General features: G+C 54.8%; 21 protein-coding genes. 13 read left to right on the forward strand and 8 right to left on the reverse strand.

Annotated elements, in window-relative coordinates; translation table 11 throughout:
- Positions 1 to 11: 11 nt before the first annotated feature.
- On the reverse strand, positions 12 to 803 hold the full coding sequence (locus Q8O73_RS09790; protein WP_305557972.1) for a phytanoyl-CoA dioxygenase family protein: 792 nt from the start codon (positions 801 to 803) through the stop codon (positions 12 to 14).
- A gap of 74 nt (positions 804 to 877) precedes the next feature.
- Complete coding sequence (locus Q8O73_RS09795; protein WP_305557973.1) at positions 878 to 1,543, reverse strand: GntR family transcriptional regulator; 666 nt, start codon at positions 1,541 to 1,543, stop codon at positions 878 to 880.
- 142 nt (positions 1,544 to 1,685) lie between these two features.
- On the opposite strand from Q8O73_RS09795, the gene Q8O73_RS09800 reads away from it, so the two are divergent.
- Entirely contained in the window at positions 1,686 to 2,513 is an 828-nt protein-coding gene (locus Q8O73_RS09800; RefSeq protein WP_305557974.1) for a carbon-nitrogen hydrolase family protein, read from the forward strand.
- Positions 2,514 to 2,548: 35 nt separating this feature from the next.
- Here the strand turns inward: Q8O73_RS09800 and Q8O73_RS09805 are convergent, their stop codons facing one another.
- Positions 2,549 to 2,932: a VOC family protein gene (locus tag Q8O73_RS09805; protein ID WP_305557975.1), complete on the reverse strand. Its 384-nt coding sequence runs from the start codon at positions 2,930 to 2,932 to the stop codon at positions 2,549 to 2,551.
- 410 nt (positions 2,933 to 3,342) lie between these two features.
- Between Q8O73_RS09805 and Q8O73_RS09810 the strand changes: the two genes are divergently transcribed.
- Positions 3,343 to 3,663 (forward strand): YHS domain-containing (seleno)protein, encoded by a 321-nt coding sequence (locus Q8O73_RS09810; protein WP_305558032.1) that lies wholly within the window; start codon positions 3,343 to 3,345, stop codon positions 3,661 to 3,663.
- 101 nt (positions 3,664 to 3,764) lie between these two features.
- Here Q8O73_RS09810 and Q8O73_RS09815 read toward each other — a convergent pair whose 3' ends face one another.
- Together Q8O73_RS09815 and Q8O73_RS09820 are read right to left on the reverse strand one after the other, a co-directional pair.
- Entirely contained in the window at positions 3,765 to 5,687 is a 1,923-nt protein-coding gene (locus Q8O73_RS09815) for a PhoX family phosphatase (protein WP_305557976.1), read from the reverse strand.
- A gap of 108 nt (positions 5,688 to 5,795) precedes the next feature.
- Positions 5,796 to 6,311 carry a bifunctional 2-polyprenyl-6-hydroxyphenol methylase/3-demethylubiquinol 3-O-methyltransferase UbiG gene (locus tag Q8O73_RS09820; protein WP_305557977.1) on the reverse strand — a complete coding sequence of 172 codons (516 nt, stop codon included), beginning with the start codon at positions 6,309 to 6,311 and terminating at the stop codon, positions 5,796 to 5,798.
- Between the two features lie 105 nt (positions 6,312 to 6,416).
- Between Q8O73_RS09820 and Q8O73_RS09825 the strand changes: the two genes are divergently transcribed.
- A complete protein-coding gene (locus Q8O73_RS09825) occupies positions 6,417 to 6,851 on the forward strand; it encodes a DUF1178 family protein (RefSeq protein ID WP_305557978.1) in 435 nt (144 codons plus the stop codon).
- An 89-nt stretch (positions 6,852 to 6,940) separates the two neighbouring features.
- Here the strand turns inward: Q8O73_RS09825 and katG are convergent, their stop codons facing one another.
- Entirely contained in the window at positions 6,941 to 9,133 is a 2,193-nt protein-coding gene (gene katG / locus Q8O73_RS09830) for a catalase/peroxidase HPI (protein ID WP_305557979.1), read from the reverse strand.
- A gap of 437 nt (positions 9,134 to 9,570) precedes the next feature.
- Here katG and phnD point away from each other — a divergent pair, with 437 nt between their 5' ends.
- The 5 genes from phnD (at position 9,571) to Q8O73_RS09855 (ending at position 14,700) form a co-directional block, all read left to right on the forward strand.
- On the forward strand, positions 9,571 to 10,533 hold the full coding sequence (gene phnD, locus Q8O73_RS09835) for a phosphate/phosphite/phosphonate ABC transporter substrate-binding protein (RefSeq protein WP_305557980.1): 963 nt from the start codon (positions 9,571 to 9,573) through the stop codon (positions 10,531 to 10,533).
- Positions 10,534 to 10,573: 40 nt separating this feature from the next.
- Positions 10,574 to 11,407, forward strand: coding sequence for a phosphonate ABC transporter ATP-binding protein (phnC, locus tag Q8O73_RS09840; RefSeq protein WP_305557981.1), 834 nt, complete (start codon positions 10,574 to 10,576; stop codon positions 11,405 to 11,407).
- Between the two features lie 2 nt (positions 11,408 to 11,409).
- The gene (gene phnE, locus Q8O73_RS09845) at positions 11,410 to 12,234 is read left to right on the forward strand and encodes a phosphonate ABC transporter, permease protein PhnE (RefSeq protein ID WP_305557982.1); all 825 of its coding nucleotides are present in this window, start codon (positions 11,410 to 11,412) and stop codon (positions 12,232 to 12,234) included.
- 1 nt (position 12,235) lies between these two features.
- On the forward strand, positions 12,236 to 13,054 hold the full coding sequence (gene phnE / locus Q8O73_RS09850; RefSeq protein ID WP_305557983.1) for a phosphonate ABC transporter, permease protein PhnE: 819 nt from the start codon (positions 12,236 to 12,238) through the stop codon (positions 13,052 to 13,054).
- A gap of 179 nt (positions 13,055 to 13,233) precedes the next feature.
- Positions 13,234 to 14,700 (forward strand): diguanylate cyclase, encoded by a 1,467-nt coding sequence (locus Q8O73_RS09855; protein WP_305557984.1) that lies wholly within the window; start codon positions 13,234 to 13,236, stop codon positions 14,698 to 14,700.
- On the opposite strand, the gene Q8O73_RS09860 is transcribed toward Q8O73_RS09855, so the two are convergent.
- Entirely contained in the window at positions 14,673 to 15,221 is a 549-nt protein-coding gene (locus Q8O73_RS09860; RefSeq protein ID WP_305557985.1) for a GNAT family N-acetyltransferase, read from the reverse strand. The two genes, Q8O73_RS09855 and Q8O73_RS09860, sit on opposite strands and share 28 nt — an antisense overlap.
- Positions 15,218 to 15,976 carry a bifunctional 2-polyprenyl-6-hydroxyphenol methylase/3-demethylubiquinol 3-O-methyltransferase UbiG gene (ubiG, locus tag Q8O73_RS09865; RefSeq protein ID WP_305557986.1) on the reverse strand — a complete coding sequence of 253 codons (759 nt, stop codon included), beginning with the start codon at positions 15,974 to 15,976 and terminating at the stop codon, positions 15,218 to 15,220. Before ubiG ends, Q8O73_RS09860 begins: the two co-directional genes overlap by 4 nt.
- 374 nt (positions 15,977 to 16,350) lie before the next feature.
- On the opposite strand from ubiG, the gene Q8O73_RS09870 reads away from it, so the two are divergent.
- The 5 genes from Q8O73_RS09870 to ispG all read left to right on the forward strand — a co-directional run bounded on the left by Q8O73_RS09870 (position 16,351) and on the right by ispG (position 23,602).
- Positions 16,351 to 17,571 (forward strand): aspartate kinase, encoded by a 1,221-nt coding sequence (locus tag Q8O73_RS09870; protein ID WP_305557987.1) that lies wholly within the window; start codon positions 16,351 to 16,353, stop codon positions 17,569 to 17,571.
- A 139-nt stretch (positions 17,572 to 17,710) separates the two neighbouring features.
- Positions 17,711 to 18,739: a nitronate monooxygenase family protein gene (locus tag Q8O73_RS09875; RefSeq protein WP_305557988.1), complete on the forward strand. Its 1,029-nt coding sequence runs from the start codon at positions 17,711 to 17,713 to the stop codon at positions 18,737 to 18,739.
- A gap of 5 nt (positions 18,740 to 18,744) precedes the next feature.
- Positions 18,745 to 21,024, forward strand: a complete 2,280-nt coding sequence (gene ptsP, locus Q8O73_RS09880) for a phosphoenolpyruvate--protein phosphotransferase (RefSeq protein WP_305557989.1) — start codon at positions 18,745 to 18,747, stop codon at positions 21,022 to 21,024.
- Positions 21,025 to 21,193: 169 nt separating this feature from the next.
- Positions 21,194 to 22,312 (forward strand): helix-turn-helix domain-containing protein, encoded by a 1,119-nt coding sequence (locus Q8O73_RS09885; RefSeq protein WP_305557990.1) that lies wholly within the window; start codon positions 21,194 to 21,196, stop codon positions 22,310 to 22,312.
- Positions 22,313 to 22,477: 165 nt separating this feature from the next.
- A complete protein-coding gene (gene ispG, locus Q8O73_RS09890) occupies positions 22,478 to 23,602 on the forward strand; it encodes a flavodoxin-dependent (E)-4-hydroxy-3-methylbut-2-enyl-diphosphate synthase (protein WP_305557991.1) in 1,125 nt (374 codons plus the stop codon).
- The last annotated feature ends 85 nt before the right edge of the window (positions 23,603 to 23,687 follow it).

Consider the following 23,687-nt stretch of genomic DNA (forward strand, 5'->3'; position numbering starts at 1 on the left):
AAAATGCTCCGTTATGCGGCCTGATTTGGCAGAAGATCGTCAAGGCAATCATCGCCCATAGGCCGGATCGGCGTAAAATCGCGATGGGCAATCCATTCCTTGCGTTTGAATGCGCGTATATGGTTGGAAACGGCACACAGGCTCAGATAAACAATGGTGCGGTCCATCGGGCTAATATTGGCCGGGCTGGCATGAACCAGATTGCCATGAAACATCACAACCGATCCCGCCGGGCCGACCGGTGCTTCGACCCCGCCGGTTTTGGCTAGTCGGGTGACGGTTTCACGGTCCAACGTCCATAACGGATAGGATGTGGTTTCCAAATCATGCCCGGCGTCGAGAACCCCGACCGTATGGCTTTTGGGGATGAACAGCAGCGGGCCGTTGGCCGGGGTGACGTCTTCGAGAAACAGGGCGATGTTAAAGGCGCGTGGTTCGGGCATAGCGTCATCACGCTGCCATGTGCCGTAATCCTGATGCCATTGCCAGACATCGCCGTCAAAGGCGGCTTTGGCGTTGATTTTGTATTGGTGCATATAGACCTGTTCTTCCAGAATCTGCATGACCGGTTCAATCAGGCGCGGATGCGCACCCAGCCGTTTGTGAGCCTCGTTATAGGTATGGGCGGCAAAGGCGGTACGAGCAACGCCGGAACTTTCGCGCCAGACTTCCTCGCGATCAGAGGCATAGATATTACGGGCTTCGGCCAACAGCAGGGCAGCTTCGGCGCGTGAAAACAATTCGGGTAGAAAAACAAATCCCTGTTCGCGGAAATCGGCAAGTGCCTTGTCTGACAGTTTCATCGTTGGTTCCTCTCCTGATCGCCTGTTTTTGTTTTTGGCGGCGATATTGCCCGGCTGGGCGGGTGGTTTGGGTTTCAGGGGTTTTGGACCTCCCCGATGCGGTCAAGAAGACGGGCGGTGGCATTACGGGCATGGGCACCGGCGCGGGTTTCGGCAAGGGCGGCATCGCCTGCGCGGATGGCGTCGGCAATGCCATCATGTTCGGACCACACAATATTGCGGCTGTCGGGGGTATCCAGATCGACATGCATCACCCGGCGGACCTGCAACCACACCGCCGCCGAGGCATCCGAAACCAACGGATTGCCGGACAAAAGATATATCCCCTGATGAAAGGCGACATCGGCGGCAACAAGATCGGTCGTTTGTCCGGACACAAGGGCGGTTTTGCCCTGATTGGCGATCCGGTCCAGCGTTGCGATACGCGCATGCAAGGGAGCCTGTGCCGCCAGCCTTGCCGCAAGCCCGTCAAAGGCGGCGCGCAAATCATAAACATGCCTTACCAATGCAGCATCCACCGGGGCGACGCGATAGCCGCGCCGCCCCATCGGTTCCAGCAACCCGTCCCGGCGGAGCAGGCCCAGCGCCTGTAAAACCGGTTGACGTGACACATTCAGTTCTTCGGCCAGCCGTTCCTGCCGCAACGGGGTGCCGGGCGGCAATGCACCGGAGCACATGGCATCAACCAGCCGGTCATGAACCTGATCGGCCAAACTTTTGCGACCTGCAAGCGGTTCCATCGGGGGTTCCTTTTTATAGAATTCAGTATTTCGTATACAATAATTTTTCACATATTGAAACCACCTTTGACCTTCGTTTGAGTGGGCAAAAGCGCTAGTTTGAAATCACATGCGAAGAAACGCGAAAATCAGGAGATGCGCCATGACCCGTTTTGTTGCCGCCTGCGTTCAGGTCAACAGTCGCGATAATATGGAGGATAATCTGGCCCGGGCGGCGATTTATGCCCGCGATGCGAAGGCTGCCGGGGCAAGCCTGATTGCCTTTCCTGAAAATGTATCAATGATGGCATTCGGCGGTGACAAGGTCCGAGCTGCGGCGTTTGTCGAGCAGGGCCATCCGGCATTGGCATTCTTTTGCGATCTGGCGCGTAAACTGGATGCGACCCTGATTGTCGGGTCGCTACATGTCAGCATACCGGGCGAAGACCGGGTGGCCAATCGCTGTTATGTGATTGCGCCCGATGGATCGGTGATCACATCATACGATAAAATCCATATGTTCGATGTTGATCTGGCCGGTGGGGAATCATACCGCGAAAGCAAAACATTTCGTCCGGGGGATGCGGCAAAAATCGCGCAAACCGCCCTTGCCCCCGTCGGGTTGTCGATCTGTTATGATCTGCGGTTTGGGCATCTGTTTCGCGATTACGCCAAGGCGGGGGCGAAAATCCTGTCGGTCCCGGCGGCCTTTACCCGCACCACCGGGCAGGCACACTGGCATAATCTGTTGCGGTCGCGTGCCATTGAAAATGGCTGTTATGTGATTGCCCCGGCCCAATGTGGTGATCATCCCGGAGATCGCCAGACATTCGGCCATTCCCTGATCATTGATCCGTGGGGTGAAATTTTAGCTGATGCCGGTGCTGAACCGGGTTTTATCACCGCCGAAATTGAACTGGACCGGGTTGATGAGGTTCGACGCATGGTGCCGTCGCTGCACAATGGGCGTGCTTACAAACCCTGTATCTGAGGTTCCGGTATCAGTTTCATACCTAAACGAAGTGGTCAGCGATAGCTGACCACTTCAAATTCAATGCCGTTTTCATCATGAAAATAGAAACGGCGGCCCGGTTCATAATCGGCGTGATTGCCGGTTTGATAACCGGATGCCTTGATCTTTTCCTCTGTTGCTTTGATGTCATCAACGACAACCGCAATATGGTTCAACCCACCCGGGGTTTCATAGGAACTATCAGCAGACCCGGCGAGTTCTTTGGGTGAATAAAGTGCAACATAGCTGTTGCTGCCGCCAACATGGCAGGTCGTGCCGTTGTAAATCGACGGCCCGTGCCAGCGTACATGCCAGCCAAACCAGTCACAAAGTTGTGCTGCCGTTTTTGTCGGATCGGCGACGGTAACATTCACATGTTCCAGAAATGCTTCGCTCATGACATTTTCCTTCCGGTTTATGCTTCAATATCTCAGTTTTAATTCCTCAAGTTAAGTTGAGGTCAACAGATTTTTTCCCCCAAACCTGCGCGTAAACCGGACACGGCGAAAACGGTGTGACGAAGATATCTGACGACTTCATGCCGTTTCACAAAACAGTGTCGTAACGTCATTTTGTTTTACCGTTTTGCTGGTTCAGTCTTGGGTCATTGCAAGCCGTTTTACCAGAGTAACAGGGAATATAATCAGGAAGCTTTTGTTTGTTTGGGCTCGGCGGTGCTGATGGCGCTTTCCGGTACGGCGTTGGCCGGGGCACAATCTGTTGATGAAACCGGCTATGCGATCAGCGGTTATGATGCGGTGGCTTATTTCAAACTGCCGTAAGATGTACCGGGCGTGGACGGGCCGATATCACCGCAGAATATAACGGGGCGACATGGGCCTTTGCGAGTGCTGAAAACCGCGACATGTTTCTGTCCGACCCGGCGAAATATGCGCCGAAATATGACGGTCATTGCGCCTTTGGCGTTGCCAGAGGTGGCAAGTTTCGGCCAATCCCAATTGGCGGGCTGTATCTGAACATTACTCCGACTGTGTCCGGGTTCTGGAACAAAGATATTCTCGGCAATATCGAAAAGGCCGAAGGTAACTGGACGGACATTGAGAACAAAGCCGCATATCAAAAAGATGGATGGAAATATCCGACAATGACGGCACCTATGACGGCGTGACGCCGCTGAAATAGCGGGTGTTCTGATATTCTGGCCGGAATGAAAATGCACCGGCAGATATCTGCCGGTGCATATCAAAATCGGACCGAAAAAGTGTTCGGTTAACCGGCGATTTCGCCGTCATCCTGTTTGGTGACTGCCACCACAGACGGGCGGGCAGGCATGCCATCAACGAAATCCGGCCAGCGGGTGCTGGGTGCGTCATAGGTCGATCCATCGGCCGGGTGCTGTACGGCAAGGAACAACGTCTTGCCATCCGGGGTGAATTCCGGACCGCACATTTCCGCACCTTCCGGGCAGGCAAAGAAGAATTTAGTCAGGGCACGGCCCGGACCTTCGACGTCAGTTGCGTGCATCCCGTCGGGAATGTTGGAATTTGGTGCGCCGTCGGTGGAAATCCACAAACGTCCACGATGATCGACCGCCATATTGTCTGGGCAGGAAACCCAGCTTTCGGCCGCCGGGTGATAAACCGCCTTGTCATCCGGGTTGGCCGGATTGCCACACAGGATCATGATGTCCCAAGTAAAGGTCGTGGCAGCATGATCGGCATCCTTGCCGCGCCCGCCCGGAGGGGTCAGTTCAAGAATATGACCATGGACGTTTTTGGCACGCGGATTAACAACGTTCACGTCGGTCCGTTTGGAATTATTGGTCAGCATGACATAAACCTTGCCATTGACCGGGTTTGGTTCGACGTCTTCGGGACGGTCCATTTTGGTGGCACCCAGAAGGTCGGCGGCGCGTCGGGTTTCGATCAAAACATCCGCCATGCTGTTAAAGTCATTGGCCGCCGTCAGCGGACCTTCGCCATGAATGATAGGCATCCAGTCAAGCGTGCCGTTTTCGTTGAATTTGGCAACATACAGGGTGCCGTCATCAAGAATATCCATATTGGATGCACGGTCGGACGGGTTGTATTTTTTGGAAGCAACGAATTTATAGAGATAGTCAAATCGCTGATCATCGCCGGAATAGACGACAACGGTGTTGTCTGCTGTGACAAAAACGGTCGCCCCTTCATGCTTGAAACGGCCAAGGGCGGTGCGCTTTTTCGGCGTGGATGTCGGATCATATGGATCGACTTCGACCATCCAGCCAAATTTGTTGGGTTCGTTGGGTTCTTTTTCAACATTGAAACGGTCGAAATATTTAACCCAGCTATACCATGAATCTGGTTCGATACCGTAACGCTTGTGGTTGCGTTCTTCATTGGTTTTGGCGATGTCGCCACCGAAATAGCCGTTGAAATTTTCTTCGGCCATCAGGACCGTGCCCCACGGCGTTTTACCACCGGCGCAGTTGTTCAGGGTGCCGACAACGCGGGTACCGGTGGCATCCGTGCCGGTTTTCAGGCGGTCGTGCCCTGCTGCCGGGCCGGTGATAACCATGTCGGTATCAAGGGCGGAAATGCGACGGGCATATTTGGACCTTTCAATCACATTCCATTTGCCGTTTTCTTTTTTGACTTCGATGATCGATGCGCCATGCGCGGCAATTTCGTGCAATGCCTGTTCCTGCGATGCGCCCATCGCATCTTTCAGGCCCGGCCACATCATTTCGGCGTTGGTATATTCATGATTGACATATAACAGGCCATGATCGGAATTATCCGACCCGATCGGCAACGGCATATAGCCGACATAATCGCAGTTATAGCCAAACTGTTTGTTTTGGGCGTTGGCATCGACCTGACCGGCGATGAATGACGACGCGTCGGATACAACCTTGTCGCCCCAGCGAATGACGATATCGGCGTTATAGCCGTCGGCCACTGCATGGGTTTTGGTAATGGTTTGCGGAATCGATTTGAAGGTCAGGGTCGATGCAGCATCTGCACGGGCGATTTTCGACAGGCTGGCGGTCGCAAGACCGGCACCGGCAACCGCCGATGTTGCCATCAGACCCTTGAAAAAGCCACGCCGGGTCAGGCGGGCATTGATCATGTCGGAAACGCGGGGATTGTCGGTCGGATTGGACGGGATATCGTCGTGATCTTCGACGATGATAAATTGTTCGGTCATGACGGTTCTCTCTGTTGTCACTCACTGCGGGAATTCAGTCCGGCGAAAATGACAGAAAGACACTGCTACAATCATGAATATTTTATTTAATTACAATGTATTGCAATTTTATGGCAGTTCTGGTTTGCGAACTGTGATGCTTTGAATGACGCAAGACGAAACGGGTGGATCCTGTCGTATTTTTTGCCCCTGATCAAAGGCGATGATCTGCCAGTCGGCAAAAACATCGCGCAATTCATCGGGGCGTAACAGAAACTGCGGCGATGTCGGGCGACCAAAAACCTCGTTGCCCTGCATGAAGGTTTCATACAGCAGCCAGCCGCCGGGTTTGACTGAGTGGCGCAAATGATCCCAAAGCGGGCGATGCAGATAATTTGTCACTAACACAAGGTCAAATTGCCGCCCGGACAGAGGCCACGGGGCGGTTTCAATGTCAGCCTTGATGACTTCAAGATCGTCCCGCATGTCGATGATACCGGAAACATCACGATCCGTCACAGTCACCCGCCATCCGGCGTCAACCAGAAACTGCGCATGTCGCCCGTTGCCGCAGGCGACATCAAGGGCGGTTCCTCCGGGCGGGACCGGCGGGCAATGGGTGATGATCCAGTCAGACGGCGTCATGATGATCCTTGAAAAGGCGGATGCGGGCATTTCAGGTGATTCTGCCCATATTGAAGCAATCAATTCAACTTGCGAATATCAGCAAATCCGGACTAAGAAGACGTCATGATTCTGTTTCAGTTAAAATGCGACCACGATCACGAATTTGAAGGCTGGTTCAAGGATAGCGCCACCTATGAGGCGCAATCTTTGGGCGGTGAATTGTCGTGCCCGTTATGCGGGTCGGTCCATGTCGGCAAGGCCCTGATGGCCCCGCGTTTGCGCACCGGTCGTCAGAAAGAACAGGCCGAACAAACGCAAAAACAGGCGGCCCTTGCCATGGCGACGCAAACTGCCCTTGCTGAAATTCGCGCCCATGTTGAAAAAAATTGCGAACATGTCGGCGACAAATTTGCCGAAGAAGCCCGCAAAATTCATTATGGCGAAGCCGACGCGCGCGGCATTTACGGGCAGGCAACCCCGGATGAGGCGGTTGAACTGATCGACGAGGGCATTGATGTTCATGCCCTGCCATGGCTTGAAGATCACAAGAAAAACTGACCATCCGGAACAGGCTTTCGATGCAAAACAGCCCCGGAGTTTCCCCGGGGCTGTTGCCATCCTGTCAGATACGCAGAAAAGATTCGACCTTACTTCTTGAGATCAAAGCGATCCGCATTCATGACCTTGACCCAGGCGCAGACGAAGTCCCGGACGAACTTCTCCTTGTTGTCATCCTGAGCATAGACTTCGGCATAGGAACGCAGGATCGAGTTGGACCCGAACACCAGATCGACACGGGTGGCGGTCCATTTGGTTGCGCCGGTTTTGCGGTCAACGATATTGTAAAGGTTGTTGCCCGCCGGTTTCCAGCTATAACCCATGTCGGTCAGATTGACGAAAAAGTCGTTTGTCAACGCACCTTCACGATCCGTGAAGACACCATGTTTGCTGCCACCATGATTGGTGCCCAAGGCTCGCATACCACCAACCAGAACGGTCATTTCCGGTGCTGTCAGGCCCATTAACTGGGCACGATCCAGCATCATTTCTTCCGGCGAGACGACATAGTCTTTTTTCTGCCAGTTGCGGAAACCGTCCGCCAGCGGTTCAAGCGCATCGAACGAAGCAGCATCGGTCATCGCGTCGGTGGCATCCCCGCGACCCGGTGCGAACGGAACGGTGATGTTAACACCGGCATCTTTTGCGGCCTTTTCAACCGCTGCGGTGCCACCCAGAACGATCAGGTCAGCCAGACTGACTTTTTTGGCAAGGCCTGCCTGAACGCCTTCGAGAGTCTTGAAAACCTTTGCCAGACGGGCCGGTTCGTTGCCTTCCCAGTCTTTTTGTGGGGCAAGGCGGATGCGCGCACCATTGGCACCGCCGCGCATGTCCGACCCGCGGAAGGTGCGGGCGCTATCCCATGCCGTGCTGATCAATTCGGCACTGCTCAGGCCGGAATTCAAGAGCTTTGCCTTGAGATCGGCAATTTCAGCATCCGAAAGGGTATAGTCAACTGCCGGGATCGGGTCCTGCCAGATCAGGTCTTCTTTCGGAACATCGGGGCCGAGATAACGGGATTTCGGACCAAGATCACGATGGGTCAGCTTGAACCAAGCACGGGCGAAGGTGTCGGAGAAATATGCCGGGTCTTTCATGAATTTCTGACAGATGGCGTTATAGGTCGGATCAACCTTCATCGCCATATCGGCATCGGTCATGATCGGTTTGCAGCGGATTGAGGGGTCCTCAACATCAACCGGCATGTCTTCCTCGGCGATATTGACCGGTTCCCACTGCCATGCGCCTGCCGGGCTTTTCTTCAACTCCCACTCGTGGCCAAACAGCATATCAAACCAGCCCATATCCCATTTGGTCGGGTTGGCGGTCCATGCACCTTCAATGCCCGATACCATGGTGTCACGGCCAATGCCACGGCCCTTGGTCTTCATCCAGCCCATGCCTTGGGCAGTGACGTCGGCGGCTTCGGGTTCGGGACTCAGGTCGGCGGCACTGCCATTGCCATGTGATTTGCCGATGGTATGACCGCCTGCTGTCAGGGCCGCGGTTTCTTCGTCATCCATCGCCATGCGGGCAAAGGTTTCGCGCACCTGGGCCGCTGTTTTCATTGGGTCCGGCTGACCATTGACGCCTTCGGGGTTTACATAGATCAGGCCCATCTGCACGGCAGCAAGCGGGTTTTCCATGGTTGCCGGATTGCTGAGATCCCCGTAACGGCCATCGCTGGGTGCAAGCCATTCTTTCTCGGCACCCCAGTAAACGTCTTTTTCCGGGTGCCAGATATCTTCACGGCCAAAGGCAAAGCCAAAGGTTTTCAGACCGGCAACCTCATAAGCAATGGTGCCGGACAGGATCATCAGATCGGCCCAGGAAATCTTGTTGCCGTATTTCTTTTTGATCGGCCATAACAGGCGGCGGCCCTTGTCGGTATTGACGTTATCGGGCCAGGAATTCAGCGGCGCAAAACGCTGGTTGCCTGCACCGCCACCGCCACGGCCATCGGCCAGACGATAGGAACCGGCTGAATGCCACGCCACACGGGCAAACATGCCGACATAGCTGCCCCAGTCTGCGGGCCACCATTCCTGGCTTTCAGTCATCAGTTTGCGAAGGTCGTTCTTGAGGGCTTCAACGTCGAGCTTTTTAAGCTCTTCGGCATAGTTGAAGTCTTTGCCCAGCGGGTTGGTCTTGCTGTCTTGCTGGTGCAGAATGTCAAAATTCAACGCATTTGGCCACCAATCCATAACCGAACTGCCCAATGCAGTCTGACCACCATGCATGACCGGGCATTTGCCCGCGGTATTATTTGATTTTCCGTCCATCGTACTCTCTCCCTTATCGTTTATCGGGTATGTCAGGGTTACAAACATCCGGCCCGCGCCGGTCGTTTGATCGGGGCTCTGTCCGGGAAGCATCACTGCAAAAAAGCTATCAAAATAAGATGGATAGGAAAATTCATTTTATTTTATTTTTCCGATAGATTTTTCCTATTTATTTGATCTCCCTGTGATACCTGATCTCAGAAATGGTTCTAAAACTCCTGAAAATAAAGATCACAGACCGTTTTTTTTGAAGGCCGTCTCGTTGGGTTCTGACTGTAATTCATGTTCAGAAAACATCATTTTAAAATTTGAACTGTCATCAAACATTCACTCATTGCCGTTCGTTAGTTTGCTATTTTCCTTTCCGAACCAAAGTTTTGTGCCGCCCATTACAAAATGGGGTGCGGCTTTAATCTGTTTTGTCTGGAGAAATTTCGATGGCGATCAAATGGCTGGGGAAAGCTGTAGCGGTAACGACGGTGATGCTGCTGGCATCGACGGCAGCACAGGCACAGTTCAAGCTCGATTCCCGTTTTACCGATGCGGATGGCGACCTGACGGCGGATACCCCGACTGATCCGGCGCAGCAGGTTGACCCTGACACCCTGATTTTTGCCTATACCCCGGTCGAAGACCCTGCTGTTTATGCCCAGGTCTGGGACGGTTTCCTGAAACATATGGAAAGTGTTACCGGCAAGAGGGTCCAGTTTTTCCCGGTTCAGTCGAATGCCGCCCAGCTTGAAGCCATGCGCGCAGGCCGTCTGCACATTGCCGGTTTCAACACCGGTTCCAACCCGATTGCGGTTGCCTGTGCGGGCTTTAAATCCTTTGCGATGATGGCAAGTGCCGATGACAGCTTTGGCTATGAGATGGAAATCATCACCTATCCGGACTCGGGCATCGAAAAGGTTGAAGACATAAAAGGCAGCAAGATGGCCTTTACTTCGGAAACTTCCAATTCCGGTTTCAAGGCGCCGTCGGCCCTGCTGGCCAGCGAATTTAGCATGAAAGCCGGTACGGATTTTGAAGCGGTATTCTCGGGCAAGCACGACAATTCGATTCTTGGTGTTGCCAACAAGGATTATCCGGCTGCGGCCATTGCCAATTCGGTTCTGACCCGGATGGTTTCGCGTGACGTGGTCAAGGCAGATCAGGTCAAGTCGATCTATAAATCCCAGACCTTCCCGACCACCGGTTATGGTATTGTGTACAACCTGAAACCGGAATTACAGGAAAAGATCAAGGAAGCCTTCTTCAGCTTCCCCTGGGAAGGTTCGGCGCTTAAAGAAGAATTCGCCAAATCGGGTGAGTCGAAATTCATTCCGATCACCTTCAAGGAACATTGGGACGTGATCCGTAAGATCGACGACGCCAATGGTGTTTCTTACGATTGCCAGTAAGGCCGATCTGTTCTTTTAAAACTGATGTGTGAGGTAACGTATGCTCCGCGTTGAAAATTTGCGGAAGCGTTATCGGACCGGGGACGAGGCGTTGAAAAACGTCTCGTTTTCCGTACCCGCTGGCGAAGTCGTGGGGCTTATTGGCCCGTCCGGGGCAGGGAAATCGACCCTGATCCGCTGTATCAACCGTCTGGTCGAACCGACCGACGGTAATGTTTTTTTGAATGACCTGAATGTCACAAGGCTGGGCCGCAACGACCTGAAACAGGCGCGCCGCCGTATTGGTATGATTTTTCAGGAATATGCCCTGGTTGAACGTCTGTCGGTGATGGAAAATGTTCTGTCGGGGCGGTTGGGCTATGTGTCATTCTGGCAAAGCTTTACCCGCCGTTTCCCGCAGGCCGATATCGACAAGGCCTTTGCCCTTCTGGACCGGGTTGGTTTGACAGATCATGCCGATAAACGCGCCGATGCACTTTCGGGTGGGCAGCGTCAGCGTGTGGGGATTGCCCGGGCGCTGGAACAGGACCCGGAATTGCTGTTGGTTGATGAACCGACTGCAAGTCTTGATCCCAAAACATCACGCCAGATCATGCGCCTGATTTGTGAAATTTGTGCAGAACGCAATTTGCCTGCCATCATCAATATTCACGATGTCGTGCTGGCGCAAAGTTTTGTGGACCGCATTATCGGCCTGCGCGCCGGTGAAGTGGTGTTTGACGGTGCGCCCGATGCTCTTACGGAAGATGTTCTGAGCCGTATTTACGGCGAGGAAGACTGGGCTGTTTTGCGCCGTCAGCATGACTCAGACGAATCTGATGACGCGGCTGATCCGAAAAAACCCGTTGAAGAGCGGCTGGTGGAACTGGTGTAGGCATGAATATGACATCATCTTCTGTTGCTTCTCCGGTCGCAGGACGCCCGTGGCGGAAAAGGCCGTTCATTGTCAATGCGCGGCTGCGCTGGTCATTATATCTGGGATCGTTGCTGTATCTGGTGTTGGCCATTTCTTCAGTTTCGGTCAACTGGTCGCGGGTCTGGGAAGGGCTGGATCGCGGCTGGCGATTTGTCGAAGGGTTTCTGGTGCCTGACTTCGCCTCACGCTGGGGCGATATTGTCATAGGTATGCAGGAAAGCCTGACCATGACGCTGACATCGACCGTGGTGGGTATTCTGATTTCGGTGCCGATTGGTATCGGTGCAGCCCGCAATATTGCCCCTGCGCCAGTCTATGCCGTGTGCCGGTCGATCATTGCCCTGTCGCGCAGTTTTCAGGAAATCATCGTTGCGATTTTGTTTGTGGCGATGTTCGGCTTTGGCCCGCTTGCAGGGTTTCTTACACTGAGTTTCGCCACTATCGGATTTTTGTCGAAATTACTGGCCGAAGACATCGAAGACATCGACGAAGCCCAGGCCGAAGCCGTCCGAGCCACGGGCGGGGGATGGTGGCAGATTGTCAATTATGCGATCCAGCCGCAGGTGATGCCGCGTCTGATCGGGTTGTCTCTGTATCGTCTTGATATCAATTTTCGTGAATCTGCGGTGATTGGCATTGTCGGCGCGGGCGGGATTGGTGCGACGCTCAATACGGCGATTGACCGCTATGAATATGATACGGCAGGCGCGATCCTGATCATCATCATCCTGATTGTGATGGTGTCGGAATACAGCTCGGGCTATGTACGGAAATGGGTGCAGTGACATGCCAATAAGCAAATCTGAAACCGGGGTTCCGGTCTGGCAGCACAGGACCTCCAAAGCCAATCTGATATTGTGGGTGGGCTGGCTGGCGCTTGTGGCGTTGTTTGTCTTTTGTTGGCAGGTGATGACACAGGATACCATCTGGTATTTTGTTTATGACGCGCCGCGTCAGGCCGCCGATATCACATCGCGCATGTTTCCGCCGAAATGGGGGTATATTTCGGAATTGTGGTGGCCGTTGTGGGATACGCTTAATATTGCCACGCTTGGCACCTTGCTGGCGATTATCCTGTCGGTGCCGGTGGCTTTTCTGGCGGCACGCAACACAACGCCCAGCACGCGCTTTGTGCGTCCGGTGGCGTTGTTTGTTATTGTGTCATCGCGGTCGATCAATGCCCTGATCTGGGGATTGTTGCTGGTAGCGGTGATTGGCCCGGGGGTCTTTGCCGGGATCATTGCCATTGCCCTGCGATCCATCGGGTTTATTTCCAAATTGCTGTATGAGGCCATCGAGGAAATCGATACCACTCAGGTCGAGGCTATTAATGCCACCGGGGCATCGGGCTTGCAAACCCTTGATTATGGTATTGTGCCGCAAATCCTGCCGGCTTTTGCCGGGATTACGGTGTTTCGCTGGGACATCAATATCCGTGAATCAACCGTGTTGGGGCTGGTCGGGGCCGGGGGCATTGGCTTGAAACTTCAGGCATCGATCAATGTTCTGGCCTGGGGTCAAGTGACAACCATTTTTCTGGTTATTCTGGGCACGGTTCTGGTCAGCGAATGGGTATCGGCCAAGGTGCGCCACAGCCTGATTTAAATCCCGGTGCCGTCCACATTATGCAGGCGGGCAGATTGGAATTTCTGTCCGCCTGTTTTGTTTGAATTTAAAACAGTTAAAACCCAAGGTTTTTGTTTGGGTTCTGGATTTTTCCGTTTTGTGACCTTATACATCTCGCGTTTCTGATGGCAGGGCATCAGAAAATAGGGGGAAGACGGATGAAAGCAGATTTCCAATCCGGTCATCGTGCCATGATCACGCATCTGGGCGCGGCAATGGCGCTGGGTGTGGCCATGTTCGGGACTGCGCTTTTGGGGATTCTGACCCGCCCCGAAGGAATGCTGGCTGTGATGTGGCCTGCCAATGCCATTATGCTGGGCGTTCTGGTGCGGTATCCGCGGCTGGCTTCTGTGTGGGGGTGGGGGTTTGCCTTTGCCGGTTTTATGGCCGCCGACCTTTTAACAGGTACATCCCTGTATGCGACCTTGTGGCTGACAACGGCGAATGTTGCCGGTGTGGCAGTGGGTTTTGTTTTATTTCGGTATCTGTTGCTTAAAGATCGCAAGCTCCACCGCCCCCATTCCATGTTGTATCTGTTTTTGATTAGCATTGCGGCGGCGGGCATGTCGGCGATGTTTGGTGGCGTAATTGCCGTGCTGGTTTTTCCGACCGATCCGCTGGTGGCGTTCCGGTTATGGTTTGCCGAACAATTCGCCAATTATGTGGTGATTTTGCCCTTGGTTCTGACATTTCCCCATCCGCGTGATGTGATGGCGGATATGTCGGCATTGATGCGGATGCGTGACAAGGGCCGGACGCTTTTCCGCGCTGCCTTGCCGCTCCTGACTTTGGTGGGTAGTCTGGTTTTCGGCTATGTGGTTGGCGGGCCGGGTGCAATTGTCTTTCCGGTTCCGGCCTTGTTGTGGTGTGCGCTGAGTTACCGGTTTGCAACCACGGCCCTGATGGTCATGCTGACCTGTTTGTGGCTGATGACCGGGGTCGAGCCTGAAATTGTCGCCCTGCTGTCGCCTGACGATTATACCGATGTGATGTTTTCCCTGCGCATGGGCATTGCTCTTTTGGCGCTGGCACCGTTGACGGTATCGAGCATCAATTCCGTGCGCAGTGCATTGGTGCATCGTCTTGACCATGCCGTCAGTCATGATGACCTGACCGGCATTTTGTCGCGCGGGGCCTTTATGCAGCGCGGGACAATGATGTTGGAGCAACTGGCACGTGACCGTTCATCCGTGGCGATTCTGTTGCTGGATATCGATCATTTCAAAAGGATCAATGACCGTTTCGGACATGCGGCCGGGGATCGGGTCTTGTGTGAATTTGCCTGCATCGTGCGTAACAATTTACGCGGACAGGATTTGTTCGCCCGGTTGGGTGGTGAGGAATTCGGATTGTTATTACCTCATACCGATGGTGCAAATGCCCGCGCAATTGCCGAACGTATTCGCCTCGCCGTGGATCAGGCCGTTATCACCCATGACACTGGCGAGGTTTCGCGCCTATCGGTCAGTGCCGGGCTGGTGTATCAGGATGGCGGCGGCGATCTGTCGCTGGACCGGATGTTGTTAAAGGCCGACGCGGCCCTGTACCGGGCCAAGGAAACCGGGCGCAACCGGGTGGTGGATGACGGTGCGGCAGTTCAGGAAGAAGCGGCGAGTTTTGCCTGATCACGCGCCAGCCACCGATTGCGGGTGATCCTGACGCGCGGTGTGCCGGCTGCATGATAGGCGGTGGTGATACCATCATCGGTCAGTCCGCATTTTTCCAGCACATGGCGCGATGCGGTATTGGCGGCGTCAAAGGTTGCGACGATATCGGTCAGATCCAGTACGGCAAACCCGTGATAGATCAGGCGTGTCGTGGCTTCGGTCGCATATCCCTTGCCCCAATGTTCTTTGGCAAGGCGATAACCGACTTCGATATCGCTGTTATCGGGCAGGGGGCGCAGGATCGCCATGCCAATTACGATGCTGCTTTCCTGGTCGCGCAATCCCCAAATGCCCAGTTGTCCGTCATCGCGCATCAGAATATCGCGAATTCGGTTTTCGGCGGCGATCAAATTGCTGCTGGCCGGGCGGATATAACGCATCACGTCCGGGTCCATATCCATCACGGATAGGGTCGGGATATGGTCTTCGCCAAACGGTTCAAGGATCAGGCGTTCGCTATGCAGGCGGGCCTGTTTCATTCCGGTGTTCCGGGTTTGACGGCAATCGCCAGATAATTGATATCCAGATCGCGTGGGGCAGGCTGCCATGTGTCTGAAAGCGGTTGATAGGCTACGCCGGTAATATCGCGTAATTCCAGTCCGGCACCGCGCAGATACGACGACATTTCAGATGGTTTGACAAATTTACGCCAGTCATGGGTGCCCGCAGGTACCCAGCGCAGCACATATTCCGCGCCGATTTTCGCCAGCGCCAGTGATTTCAGGGTGCGGTTCAGGGTAGCAATAAACATCATGCCGCCCGGTTTTAGCAACGCAGCACACGCCTGCATGAAAAAGGCCGGATCATCGACATGTTCGATCACTTCCATATTCAGGACGACATCAAACTGTTTGCCCTCATCTGCCAGCATTTCCGGTGTGCCGTGACGGTAATCAATGGTCAGGCCAGCTTGTTGTGCATGAATGCGGGCGACATTGATATTGTTTTCGGCGGCATCCAGCGACGTCATATTCGCGCCCAGCCGGGCCATCGGTTCGGATAGCAACCCTGCACCACAGCCGATATCGACAATATCCAAGCCTGCAAGGATGTTCATGTCGCGGATGTCGCGGCGATACCAGGCGGCGATATGATCACGTAGCAATTGCAGACGCACCGGATTGAATTTATGCAGAGGCTTCATCACCCCTTCCGGGTCCCACCATTCTTCGGCCATGGCGGAAAAACGGGCAATTTCATCGGGGTTGGCGGTGCGGCTGTTTTGGGCGGGCATTAAGGGGCTCCGATGGCAATCTTGATTCTGCGATCATGGTTGGTTCCCTGTTTACGCGGGGGCGGCGTGCGGCGCAACCTTATGCTTGCGACGACAGGAAGGGGAATGTGGCTGTTCATGGGGAGGATGTCTTGTTATGGTCGTCATGTCTACGGGTTTTTTGGTAATAAATGGCATGTAACCATCGGTTATTTCTACTGTAATTCGGGGCGGATCGATCAAAAAATACATCCCGGCGATTTGGGGCCGCGTTCGCGCTTGTTTCCGGAACGTTATGGCAGTATTGATATCGCCGCCCTGATCAGGGTGGTGCGCCATTTTACAGGCCGGCCTACCAGATCAGAGGCCGGATCACACTCTAGCGGGGATTCTTCATGGCCCGTATTGTCATGAAATTCGGCGGCACGTCTGTTGCCGATGTCGAAAAAATCAGGAATGTCGCCCGTCGGGTCAAAGCCGAGGTCGATGCAGGCAATCAGGTTGCGGTGGTGGTCTCGGCAATGTCGGGTACAACCAACCAGTTGGTCGGCTGGGCCGATGCGATTTCGCCGATGTATGACGCGCGCGAATATGACGTGATTGTGTCGTCGGGCGAACAGGTGACCGTCGGCCTGATGGCGATGGCCTTGCAGGCGATTGACGTTCCTGCGCGATCGTGGCTGGGCTGGCAAATTCCGTTGCGGACCGATGGGGCCCATGCCAAAGCACGGATCAAGGATATCGATACCACCGAACTGATCCGTCGTCTTGAGGGTGGAGAAGTGGTATGTGTCGCCGGTTTTCAGGGGATCGCCCCGGATAACCGGATTACCACGCTGGGCCGTGGCGGATCGGATACCTCGGCCGTGGCACTGGCCGCGGCCCTGAAGGCGGATCGTTGCGACATCTATACTGATGTTGACGGTGTGTACACGACCGATCCGCGGATTGTGCCCAAGGCGCGCAAGCTCGATAAAATTACCTACGAAGAAATGCTGGAGCTGGCATCGCTTGGTGCGAAGGTCTTGCAGACCCGTTCCGTCGAGATGGCCATGAACCATCGCGTTCGGGTGCAGGTCCGTTCGACCTTCAGCGATGCGCAAGGAACACTTGTTGTAGACGAGGACGAGATCGTGGAACAGGAAGTCGTCAGCGGGATTGCCTATAGTCGGGATGAAGCCAAGATTACTTTGGTCAAGGTTGCCGACAAACCGGGGATCGCTGCTTCTATTTTCAGTCCGTTGGCTGATGCCAATGTCAATGTCGATATGATCGTGCAGAATGTGTCGGAAGACGGCAACAGCACGGATATGACCTTTACCGTGCCGCGCGGCGAGTTTCAGCGGGCGCTTAAAGTCATTGAATCCAACCGTGACAAGATCGGTTATCAGCAACTGATCAGTGCGTCGGATGTGACCAAGGTATCAATCATCGGGGTTGGCATGCGGTCGCATGTTGGCGTTGCTCGCAAGATGTTTGAAACCCTTGCCGAAAAAGGCATCAATATTCAGGTGATTTCAACATCCGAAATCAAGGTTAGTGTCCTGATTGCCGAAGAATATACCGAACTGGCCGTGCGAGCCCTTCATACGGCCTATGGTCTGGATACGGAATAATGCCGGTCTGGTTGCGGTTAAGGCCCTGTTAAAGGCCGATCTTTAATAATGACAGCGCCGTGGACATATCGTTCCGGCCGACGTGATGAAATCGCAGGAAACCTTGGTTTCCTGCATTTCTGCATTGGGGAACAGAACAATGAATGATCCGAAATTCGATGCCGCCCGCGCCCGTCTTGACCGGTTGTGGGCGTCCGGACGGGAATTTCTTGGCACGGATTACGCGATCATGGCCGGGGCGATGTCGTGGGTGTCGGAACGCCATCTGGTAGCGGCGGTGTCCAATGCCGGTGGTTTTGGTGTTATTGCCTGCGGGTCGATGAACCCGGATTTGCTGTCCGCCGAAATTGCCGCAACAAAGGCGATGACCGACAAGCCGTTTGGCGTCAATGTCATCACCATGCATCCGCAACTTGAACAACTGATCAATGTCTGCCGCGAACATAATGTCGGTCATGTCGTTCTGGCGGGCGGTTTGCCGTCATCGGCTGCGATCAAGCAGGCCAAGGAATTTTCAAAGGTTGTTTGTTTTGCACCGGCAATGGTTTTGGCGAAAAAACTGAAACGGTCGGGTGCCGATGCGCTGGTGATTGAAGGTTCCGAGGCGGGCGGCCATGTTGGGCCGGTGTCGCTGACGGTCCTGGCGCAGGAAATCCTGCCGGAAATCGACGATATTCCGATTTTCTGTGCCGGGGGCATTGGTCGGGGCGAGGCGATGGCGTCATTGCTGGAAATGGGAGCTGCCGGGGTGCAGATTGGCACACGTCTGGTTTGTGCCACCGAAAGCATCGCCCATCCCGATTTCAAAAAGGCCTTTATCCGCGCCAGCGCACGTGATGCAATCACCACCGTTCAACTGGATGACCGTTTTCCGGTGATCCCGGTCCGTGCCCTTGTCAACAAGGGAACGGACGAATTCATGCAGACCCAGCGCGTGGTAATTGAGAAATTCCGGGCTGGTGAACTGGATCAGGGAGCGGCACAGCTTGAAATTGAGCATTTCTGGGCCGGGGCGCTGCGCCGGGCCGTTATTGATGGCGATGTTGATGGCGGATCATTGATGGCGGGACAATCGGTTGGTATGGTAAAGAAAGAACAGCCGGTTGCGGAAATTCTTGCCGAACTGGTTGAACAGGCCGTTCAGTCCCTCGCACACAGAGACGTATAATCCTGATGAGCATGTTGCCCGCCGCAGTCACAGGTCCGCGACGCCTTCTCAAGCGCGTGCGCGACGTCATGGCCGGGCCGGGCACTGCCGAGGAACGTCTGGGCAAGATCGTAACCATCATCGCGGCCGACATGGTCGCCGAAGTCTGCTCGGTCTATGTCATGCGAGCGGGCGAGGTTCTGGAACTGTTTGCCACCTGTGGTCTGGCGGCCGAGGCCGTCCACCTGACCCGTTTGCGGGTTGGTGAGGGGATTGTCGGGGATGTGGCGGCCCATGCAAGGCCGCTGAATTTGCGCGACGCGCAATCACACCCAAATTTTGCCTATCGCCCGGAAACCGGCGAAGAAATCTATCATTCAATGATAGGTGTTCCTGTCTTGCGCGGCGGTCGTATCATCGGGGTTCTGGCGGTTCAGAATCGCACCGAGCGGCTTTATACCGACGACGAACAGGAAGCCCTTGAAAACGTCGCCATGGTTCTGGCGGAAATGGTTGCCGGGGGCGAGTTGGTTAGCCGGGATGAACTGGTGCAGACCGATGGCATCGCGTTGTTGCCGTTGCGTCTGTCGGGTGCGCGTCTGGCACCGGGGATTGGCAAGGGTATTGCCGTCCTGCATGAACCGCGCATCGTCATCGACCGCATGGTGGCCGAGGACCCGGACGAGGAGCTGGCGCGGCTGCGTGAGGCCATGCACGGGCTGCAAAGCCATCTCGACAAGATGCTGGAGGCGGTTGAGGGCATCAATCACGGGGCAGGTGAAGAGCCCGGCGATATCCTTGAAGCCTATCGCATGATTGCGCAGGATACCGGCTGGCTGAACCGGATTACCGAAGCGGTGCATACGGGATTGACTGCCGAAGCCGCCGTGCAAAAGGTTCATGACGATACCCGTGCACGCATGGCGCAGATTACCGATCCGTATCTGCGCGAACGACTGCACGATCTGGAAGACCTTGCCAACCGGTTGTTGCAACATCTGTCTGGACAATTTCAGTCCCCGGCCTTTGGCGATCTGCCTGATGAAATCATTCTGGTGGCACGCAATATCGGCCCGGCGGAATTGCTGGATTACGATCATACCCGGTTGCGCGGGCTGGCCCTTGAAGAAGGGTCACATACCTCGCATGTGGCGATTGTTGCCCGCGCGCTGGATATTCCGGTGCTGGGCGGGGTCAAAGGGGTTCTTGACCGGGTTGAAACCGGCGATCCGCTGATTGTTGATGCCGACAATGCGCAATTGTTTGTCCGGCCCGGCGAAGATGTGCGGGCCGTGATCGAAGGGGCATTGCTGGCACGGGCCGAACGCAAGATGCTGTATGCGCAGATGCGCGATCTTCCGGCGCGAACCACGGACGATGTTGACATATCGCTGAATGTGAATGCTGGTTTGCTGATTGATGTGCCGCATGTTGCTGAAAGCGGCGCCGATGGCATTGGCCTGTATCGCACGGAAATTCCGTTTATGGTGCGCTCCGCCATGCCCGATATCGAAGATCAGACCAAATTATATAACCGGATTTTTGAACAGGCCGAAGGTCGCCCGGTGGTTTTTCGCACCCTGGATGTCGGCGGTGACAAATTGTTGCCCTATTGGCAGGATATGGTCGAAGAGAACCCGGCGATGGGATGGCGGTCGATCCGCATCACGCTGGATCGTCCCGCTGTTCTGATCCATCAATTACGGGCTTTGATCCGCGCTGCGCATGATCGCGACCTGTATGTCATGTTTCCAATGATTGCCGAGGTCGCCGAATTTGATGCGGCCAAAGCTTTGCTGGACAGGCAGCTTGCCCGTGAAGCCGAACGCGGGTTTGTCCCCCGTCGGGTTGATGTCGGGGCGATGCTGGAAGTCCCGGCATTGTTCTGGCAGGCGCAAGCCCTTTTGGAACGTGTTGACTTTCTGTCGGTTGGAACCAACGATCTGTTGCAATTTATGTTTGCTGCAGACCGTGGTAATCCCCGTCTGGAAGGGCGATATGATACATTGTCGCCGGGTGTCTTTGCCTTTATGCGGCAATTGGTGCTGTTATGTGATGAAAAAAAGGTGCGTTTGACCATTTGTGGCGAAATGGCCGGACGTCCGCTGGAAGCTATGGCGTTGATCGGATTGGGCATACGACGTTTGTCTATGGCTCCTGCTTCGGTGGGGCCGGTCAAAGAGATGGTCAGAAGTATGGGTGCCGGTTCGGTGCAGGATTATGTTCTTACTCTTATGAATAGTCCGGCCAGAACTTTACGGTCCCGTCTTAAGGCTTTTGCAATAGATCACGGCGTAAAACTTTAAAAACAATCGCTTTTGGCTGGGGCATCTGTTATTTTTATTGCGGGATCGTAATGTGGGGGTGCGGGAGTTGGCGATCGGAAAACGAAAGGACGATCATTTGGAGAAGGAAGCTGGAGGGCGGTTGCGTTTCAGACCGCTATCAGGTGGTGAACCTTCAAATGATATGAAAATGGAAGCTGAAAACACGCAATCGGCAGAGCCGGGCAAGGTCGGGCGTTTGTTGCGCCACCACCGGACCAGCCATGGGCAAAGCATCGAAGATGTTTGCCAGCTTTTGCGTATTCGCAAGATTTATATCGAGGCCATCGAAAACTGTGATTACAGCGCCTTGCCCGGTGCCCCGTATGGTCTGGGCTTTGTGAAGGCCTATGCTGAACATCTGGGGCTTGATGGCAGCGAAATCGTGCGCCGTTACAAGGAAGAAAGCAATACGCCCGAAATGCGGCGCGAACTGAGCTTTCCCAAACCGGTGCAGGAAAGCCGGGTGCCGGGTGGCGGGGTTTTGCTGGTTGCTGTTTTATTGGGTCTGGGAGCCTATGGCGGTTGGTATTACATGTCCAGTCAGGGCAAGACATTTGCCGATCTGGTGGACCCGTTGCCGGACCGTCTTGAAGGGCTGTCAAACACGACCGAGAAGACGAATAACGCAGAAGTCGTTGTTGCGCCGCGCTCGATCGAAACAGCGGCCGATGCCCGTGCCGCCGAAGCTCCGGCTGATGCGCCTGCAACCGTCATTGTCCCGGAAGGTGAAACGTCGGTTGATGTGACCGAACAACCGACCGTGGCAGAAGAAACCCCTGCCGAAATCGCCGAAGAGCCTGAGGCTGGTGTCGATCCGGATGAAGTTGCAGAGGCTCCGGCTGAAATAACGGTAACGCCGGAAGTCGAAGCTGTGCCTGAACCGGCACCGCAAGCATCGGCTCCGGCAGAAATTGCTGCTGTTCCGGCTGCACCCGAAGTCGGAGCTGCCGGGGGCGCGCGAGTATTCGGGGCGTTGAACACCGATAGCCGGGTGACGATTTCTGCCGTGGAAACAAGTTGGGTCCGCATTCGCGAGAATGATGGCAATATCCTGCTGACCCGGATGCTTAGCCCCGGTGATACTTACCGTGTGCCCAATCGTGATGGCCTGAAACTCGAAGTCGGCAATGCCGGGGCGCTGGCCCTGAATGTTGATGGACAGGATGGTATTTCAGTTGGGGATTATGGGGCGGTGATTTCGGATTTCTCGCTGAATGCCGATGATATTCTGGCGACCGCCAGTGGAACGGCACCTGCGGCACAATAAGCAATTTTGATCCTGTCAGGAAAAAGCGGTTCTGCGGAGCCGCTTTTTTTTCTGTCTGGATGAAAAAGAGCAAGAAAACCTGATGGGGTGGTTTCTAAACGCCCCCTGATAAGCTATATAGTCGGCCACAGCTTGTCAGACATGAAATTTGCCACGGAACCGGAAATGAGCGTCCGCCCTTATCGAGACATTGAACGTCGCAAAAGCCGCAAGATCCGCGTCGGATCGGTTGAGGTTGGTGGAGATGCACCGATATCGGTGCAATCGATGACCAATACCCTGACGACCGATGTTGCCGGTACAGTTGCGCAAATTCAGGCATTGGAAAATGCCGGGGCCGATATTGTGCGCGTTTCCTGCCCGGATCAGGAATCAACGGCGGCGTTAAAGCACATCATCCCACAGGTGAAGGTGCCCATCGTTGCCGACATTCATTTTCATTACAAACGCGCCATTGAGGCCGCCGAGGCTGGTGCCGCCTGTTTGCGGATCAATCCGGGCAATATCGGATCGACCGAACGGGTACGCGAAGTGGTCAAGGCGGCCAAGGATCATGGTTGTTCGATGCGGATCGGCGTCAATGCCGGGTCGCTTGAACGGGAATTGCTGGAACGTTATGGCGAACCCTGTCCGGAGGCGATGGTCGAAAGTGCGATGAACCATGCGCGCATCCTTGAAGATCAGGATTTTCGCGAATTCAAGATTTCGGTCAAGGCGTCGGATGTGTTTTTGGCGGTGGCCGCCTATTACGGCCTGGCCGAGGCCTGCGATTATCCGTTGCATCTGGGTATTACCGAGGCCGGTGGCCTGCGTGGCGGTACCGTAAAATCATCTATTGGCATCGGCAATCTGTTGTGGGCCGGGGTCGGCGATACCTTGCGGGTGTCGCTGTCGGCTGATCCGGTCGAGGAAATCCATGTCGGCTTTGATATTTTGAAATCACTGGGCCTGCGGTCACGCGGGGTTCAGATCATTTCCTGCCCGTCCTGTGCCCGGCAGGGTTTCAACGTGGTGGATACGGTGGCCGAACTGGAAAAACGTCTGGCGCATATTGCCACCCCGATTTCCCTGTCGGTGATTGGCTGTATCGTCAATGGTCCGGGCGAGGCGCGTGAAACCGATATCGGTCTGACCGGTGGGGGTGGTGGCAGCCACAAAATGTATATTTCCGGCAAGCCCGACCATAATGTCAGCACCGAAAAAATGATCGATCATATCGTCGAACTGGTTGAGGAACGCGCCGCCCGGATCGAGGAAGCCAAGGCTCTTGAACAGACTGCGGCGCAATAGCCCGTACTTTTGTGATTTAGGCTTCCCGTCCCGATGACGGGAGGCTATTTTTTGTCCCTGCATCGCCCAACCGTCCAGAAGACAC

Origin of the sequence: Thalassospira sp. (assembly GCF_030690045.1) — a bacterium.
In the GTDB taxonomy this organism is placed as follows: Bacteria; Pseudomonadota; Alphaproteobacteria; order Rhodospirillales; family Thalassospiraceae; genus Thalassospira.

What these genes read in the sequence shown, in the direction of transcription:
- Q8O73_RS09800 (WP_305557974.1), top strand. Translation starts at nt 1,686, where the DNA reads ATGACCCGTTTTGTTGCCGCCTGCGTTCAGGTCAACAGTCGCGATAAT.
- Q8O73_RS09795 (WP_305557973.1), bottom strand. Translation starts at nt 1,543, where the DNA reads ATGGAACCGCTTGCAGGTCGCAAAAGTTTGGCCGATCAGGTTCATGAC.
- phnC (WP_305557981.1), top strand. Translation starts at nt 10,574, where the DNA reads ATGCTCCGCGTTGAAAATTTGCGGAAGCGTTATCGGACCGGGGACGAG.
- Q8O73_RS09870 (WP_305557987.1), top strand. Translation starts at nt 16,351, where the DNA reads ATGGCCCGTATTGTCATGAAATTCGGCGGCACGTCTGTTGCCGATGTC.
- Q8O73_RS09875 (WP_305557988.1), top strand. Translation starts at nt 17,711, where the DNA reads ATGAATGATCCGAAATTCGATGCCGCCCGCGCCCGTCTTGACCGGTTG.
- Q8O73_RS09805 (WP_305557975.1), bottom strand. Translation starts at nt 2,932, where the DNA reads ATGAGCGAAGCATTTCTGGAACATGTGAATGTTACCGTCGCCGATCCG.
- phnE (WP_305557982.1), top strand. Translation starts at nt 11,410, where the DNA reads ATGAATATGACATCATCTTCTGTTGCTTCTCCGGTCGCAGGACGCCCG.
- katG (WP_305557979.1), bottom strand. Translation starts at nt 9,133, where the DNA reads ATGGACGGAAAATCAAATAATACCGCGGGCAAATGCCCGGTCATGCAT.
- phnD (WP_305557980.1), top strand. Translation starts at nt 9,571, where the DNA reads ATGGCGATCAAATGGCTGGGGAAAGCTGTAGCGGTAACGACGGTGATG.
- Q8O73_RS09820 (WP_305557977.1), bottom strand. Translation starts at nt 6,311, where the DNA reads ATGACGCCGTCTGACTGGATCATCACCCATTGCCCGCCGGTCCCGCCC.
- ubiG (WP_305557986.1), bottom strand. Translation starts at nt 15,976, where the DNA reads ATGCCCGCCCAAAACAGCCGCACCGCCAACCCCGATGAAATTGCCCGT.
- phnE (WP_305557983.1), top strand. Translation starts at nt 12,236, where the DNA reads ATGCCAATAAGCAAATCTGAAACCGGGGTTCCGGTCTGGCAGCACAGG.
- Q8O73_RS09790 (WP_305557972.1), bottom strand. Translation starts at nt 803, where the DNA reads ATGAAACTGTCAGACAAGGCACTTGCCGATTTCCGCGAACAGGGATTT.
- Q8O73_RS09815 (WP_305557976.1), bottom strand. Translation starts at nt 5,687, where the DNA reads ATGACCGAACAATTTATCATCGTCGAAGATCACGACGATATCCCGTCC.
- Q8O73_RS09885 (WP_305557990.1), top strand. Translation starts at nt 21,194, where the DNA reads ATGGAAGCTGAAAACACGCAATCGGCAGAGCCGGGCAAGGTCGGGCGT.
- Q8O73_RS09855 (WP_305557984.1), top strand. Translation starts at nt 13,234, where the DNA reads ATGAAAGCAGATTTCCAATCCGGTCATCGTGCCATGATCACGCATCTG.
- Q8O73_RS09825 (WP_305557978.1), top strand. Translation starts at nt 6,417, where the DNA reads ATGATTCTGTTTCAGTTAAAATGCGACCACGATCACGAATTTGAAGGC.
- ispG (WP_305557991.1), top strand. Translation starts at nt 22,478, where the DNA reads ATGAGCGTCCGCCCTTATCGAGACATTGAACGTCGCAAAAGCCGCAAG.
- Q8O73_RS09860 (WP_305557985.1), bottom strand. Translation starts at nt 15,221, where the DNA reads ATGAAACAGGCCCGCCTGCATAGCGAACGCCTGATCCTTGAACCGTTT.
- ptsP (WP_305557989.1), top strand. Translation starts at nt 18,745, where the DNA reads ATGAGCATGTTGCCCGCCGCAGTCACAGGTCCGCGACGCCTTCTCAAG.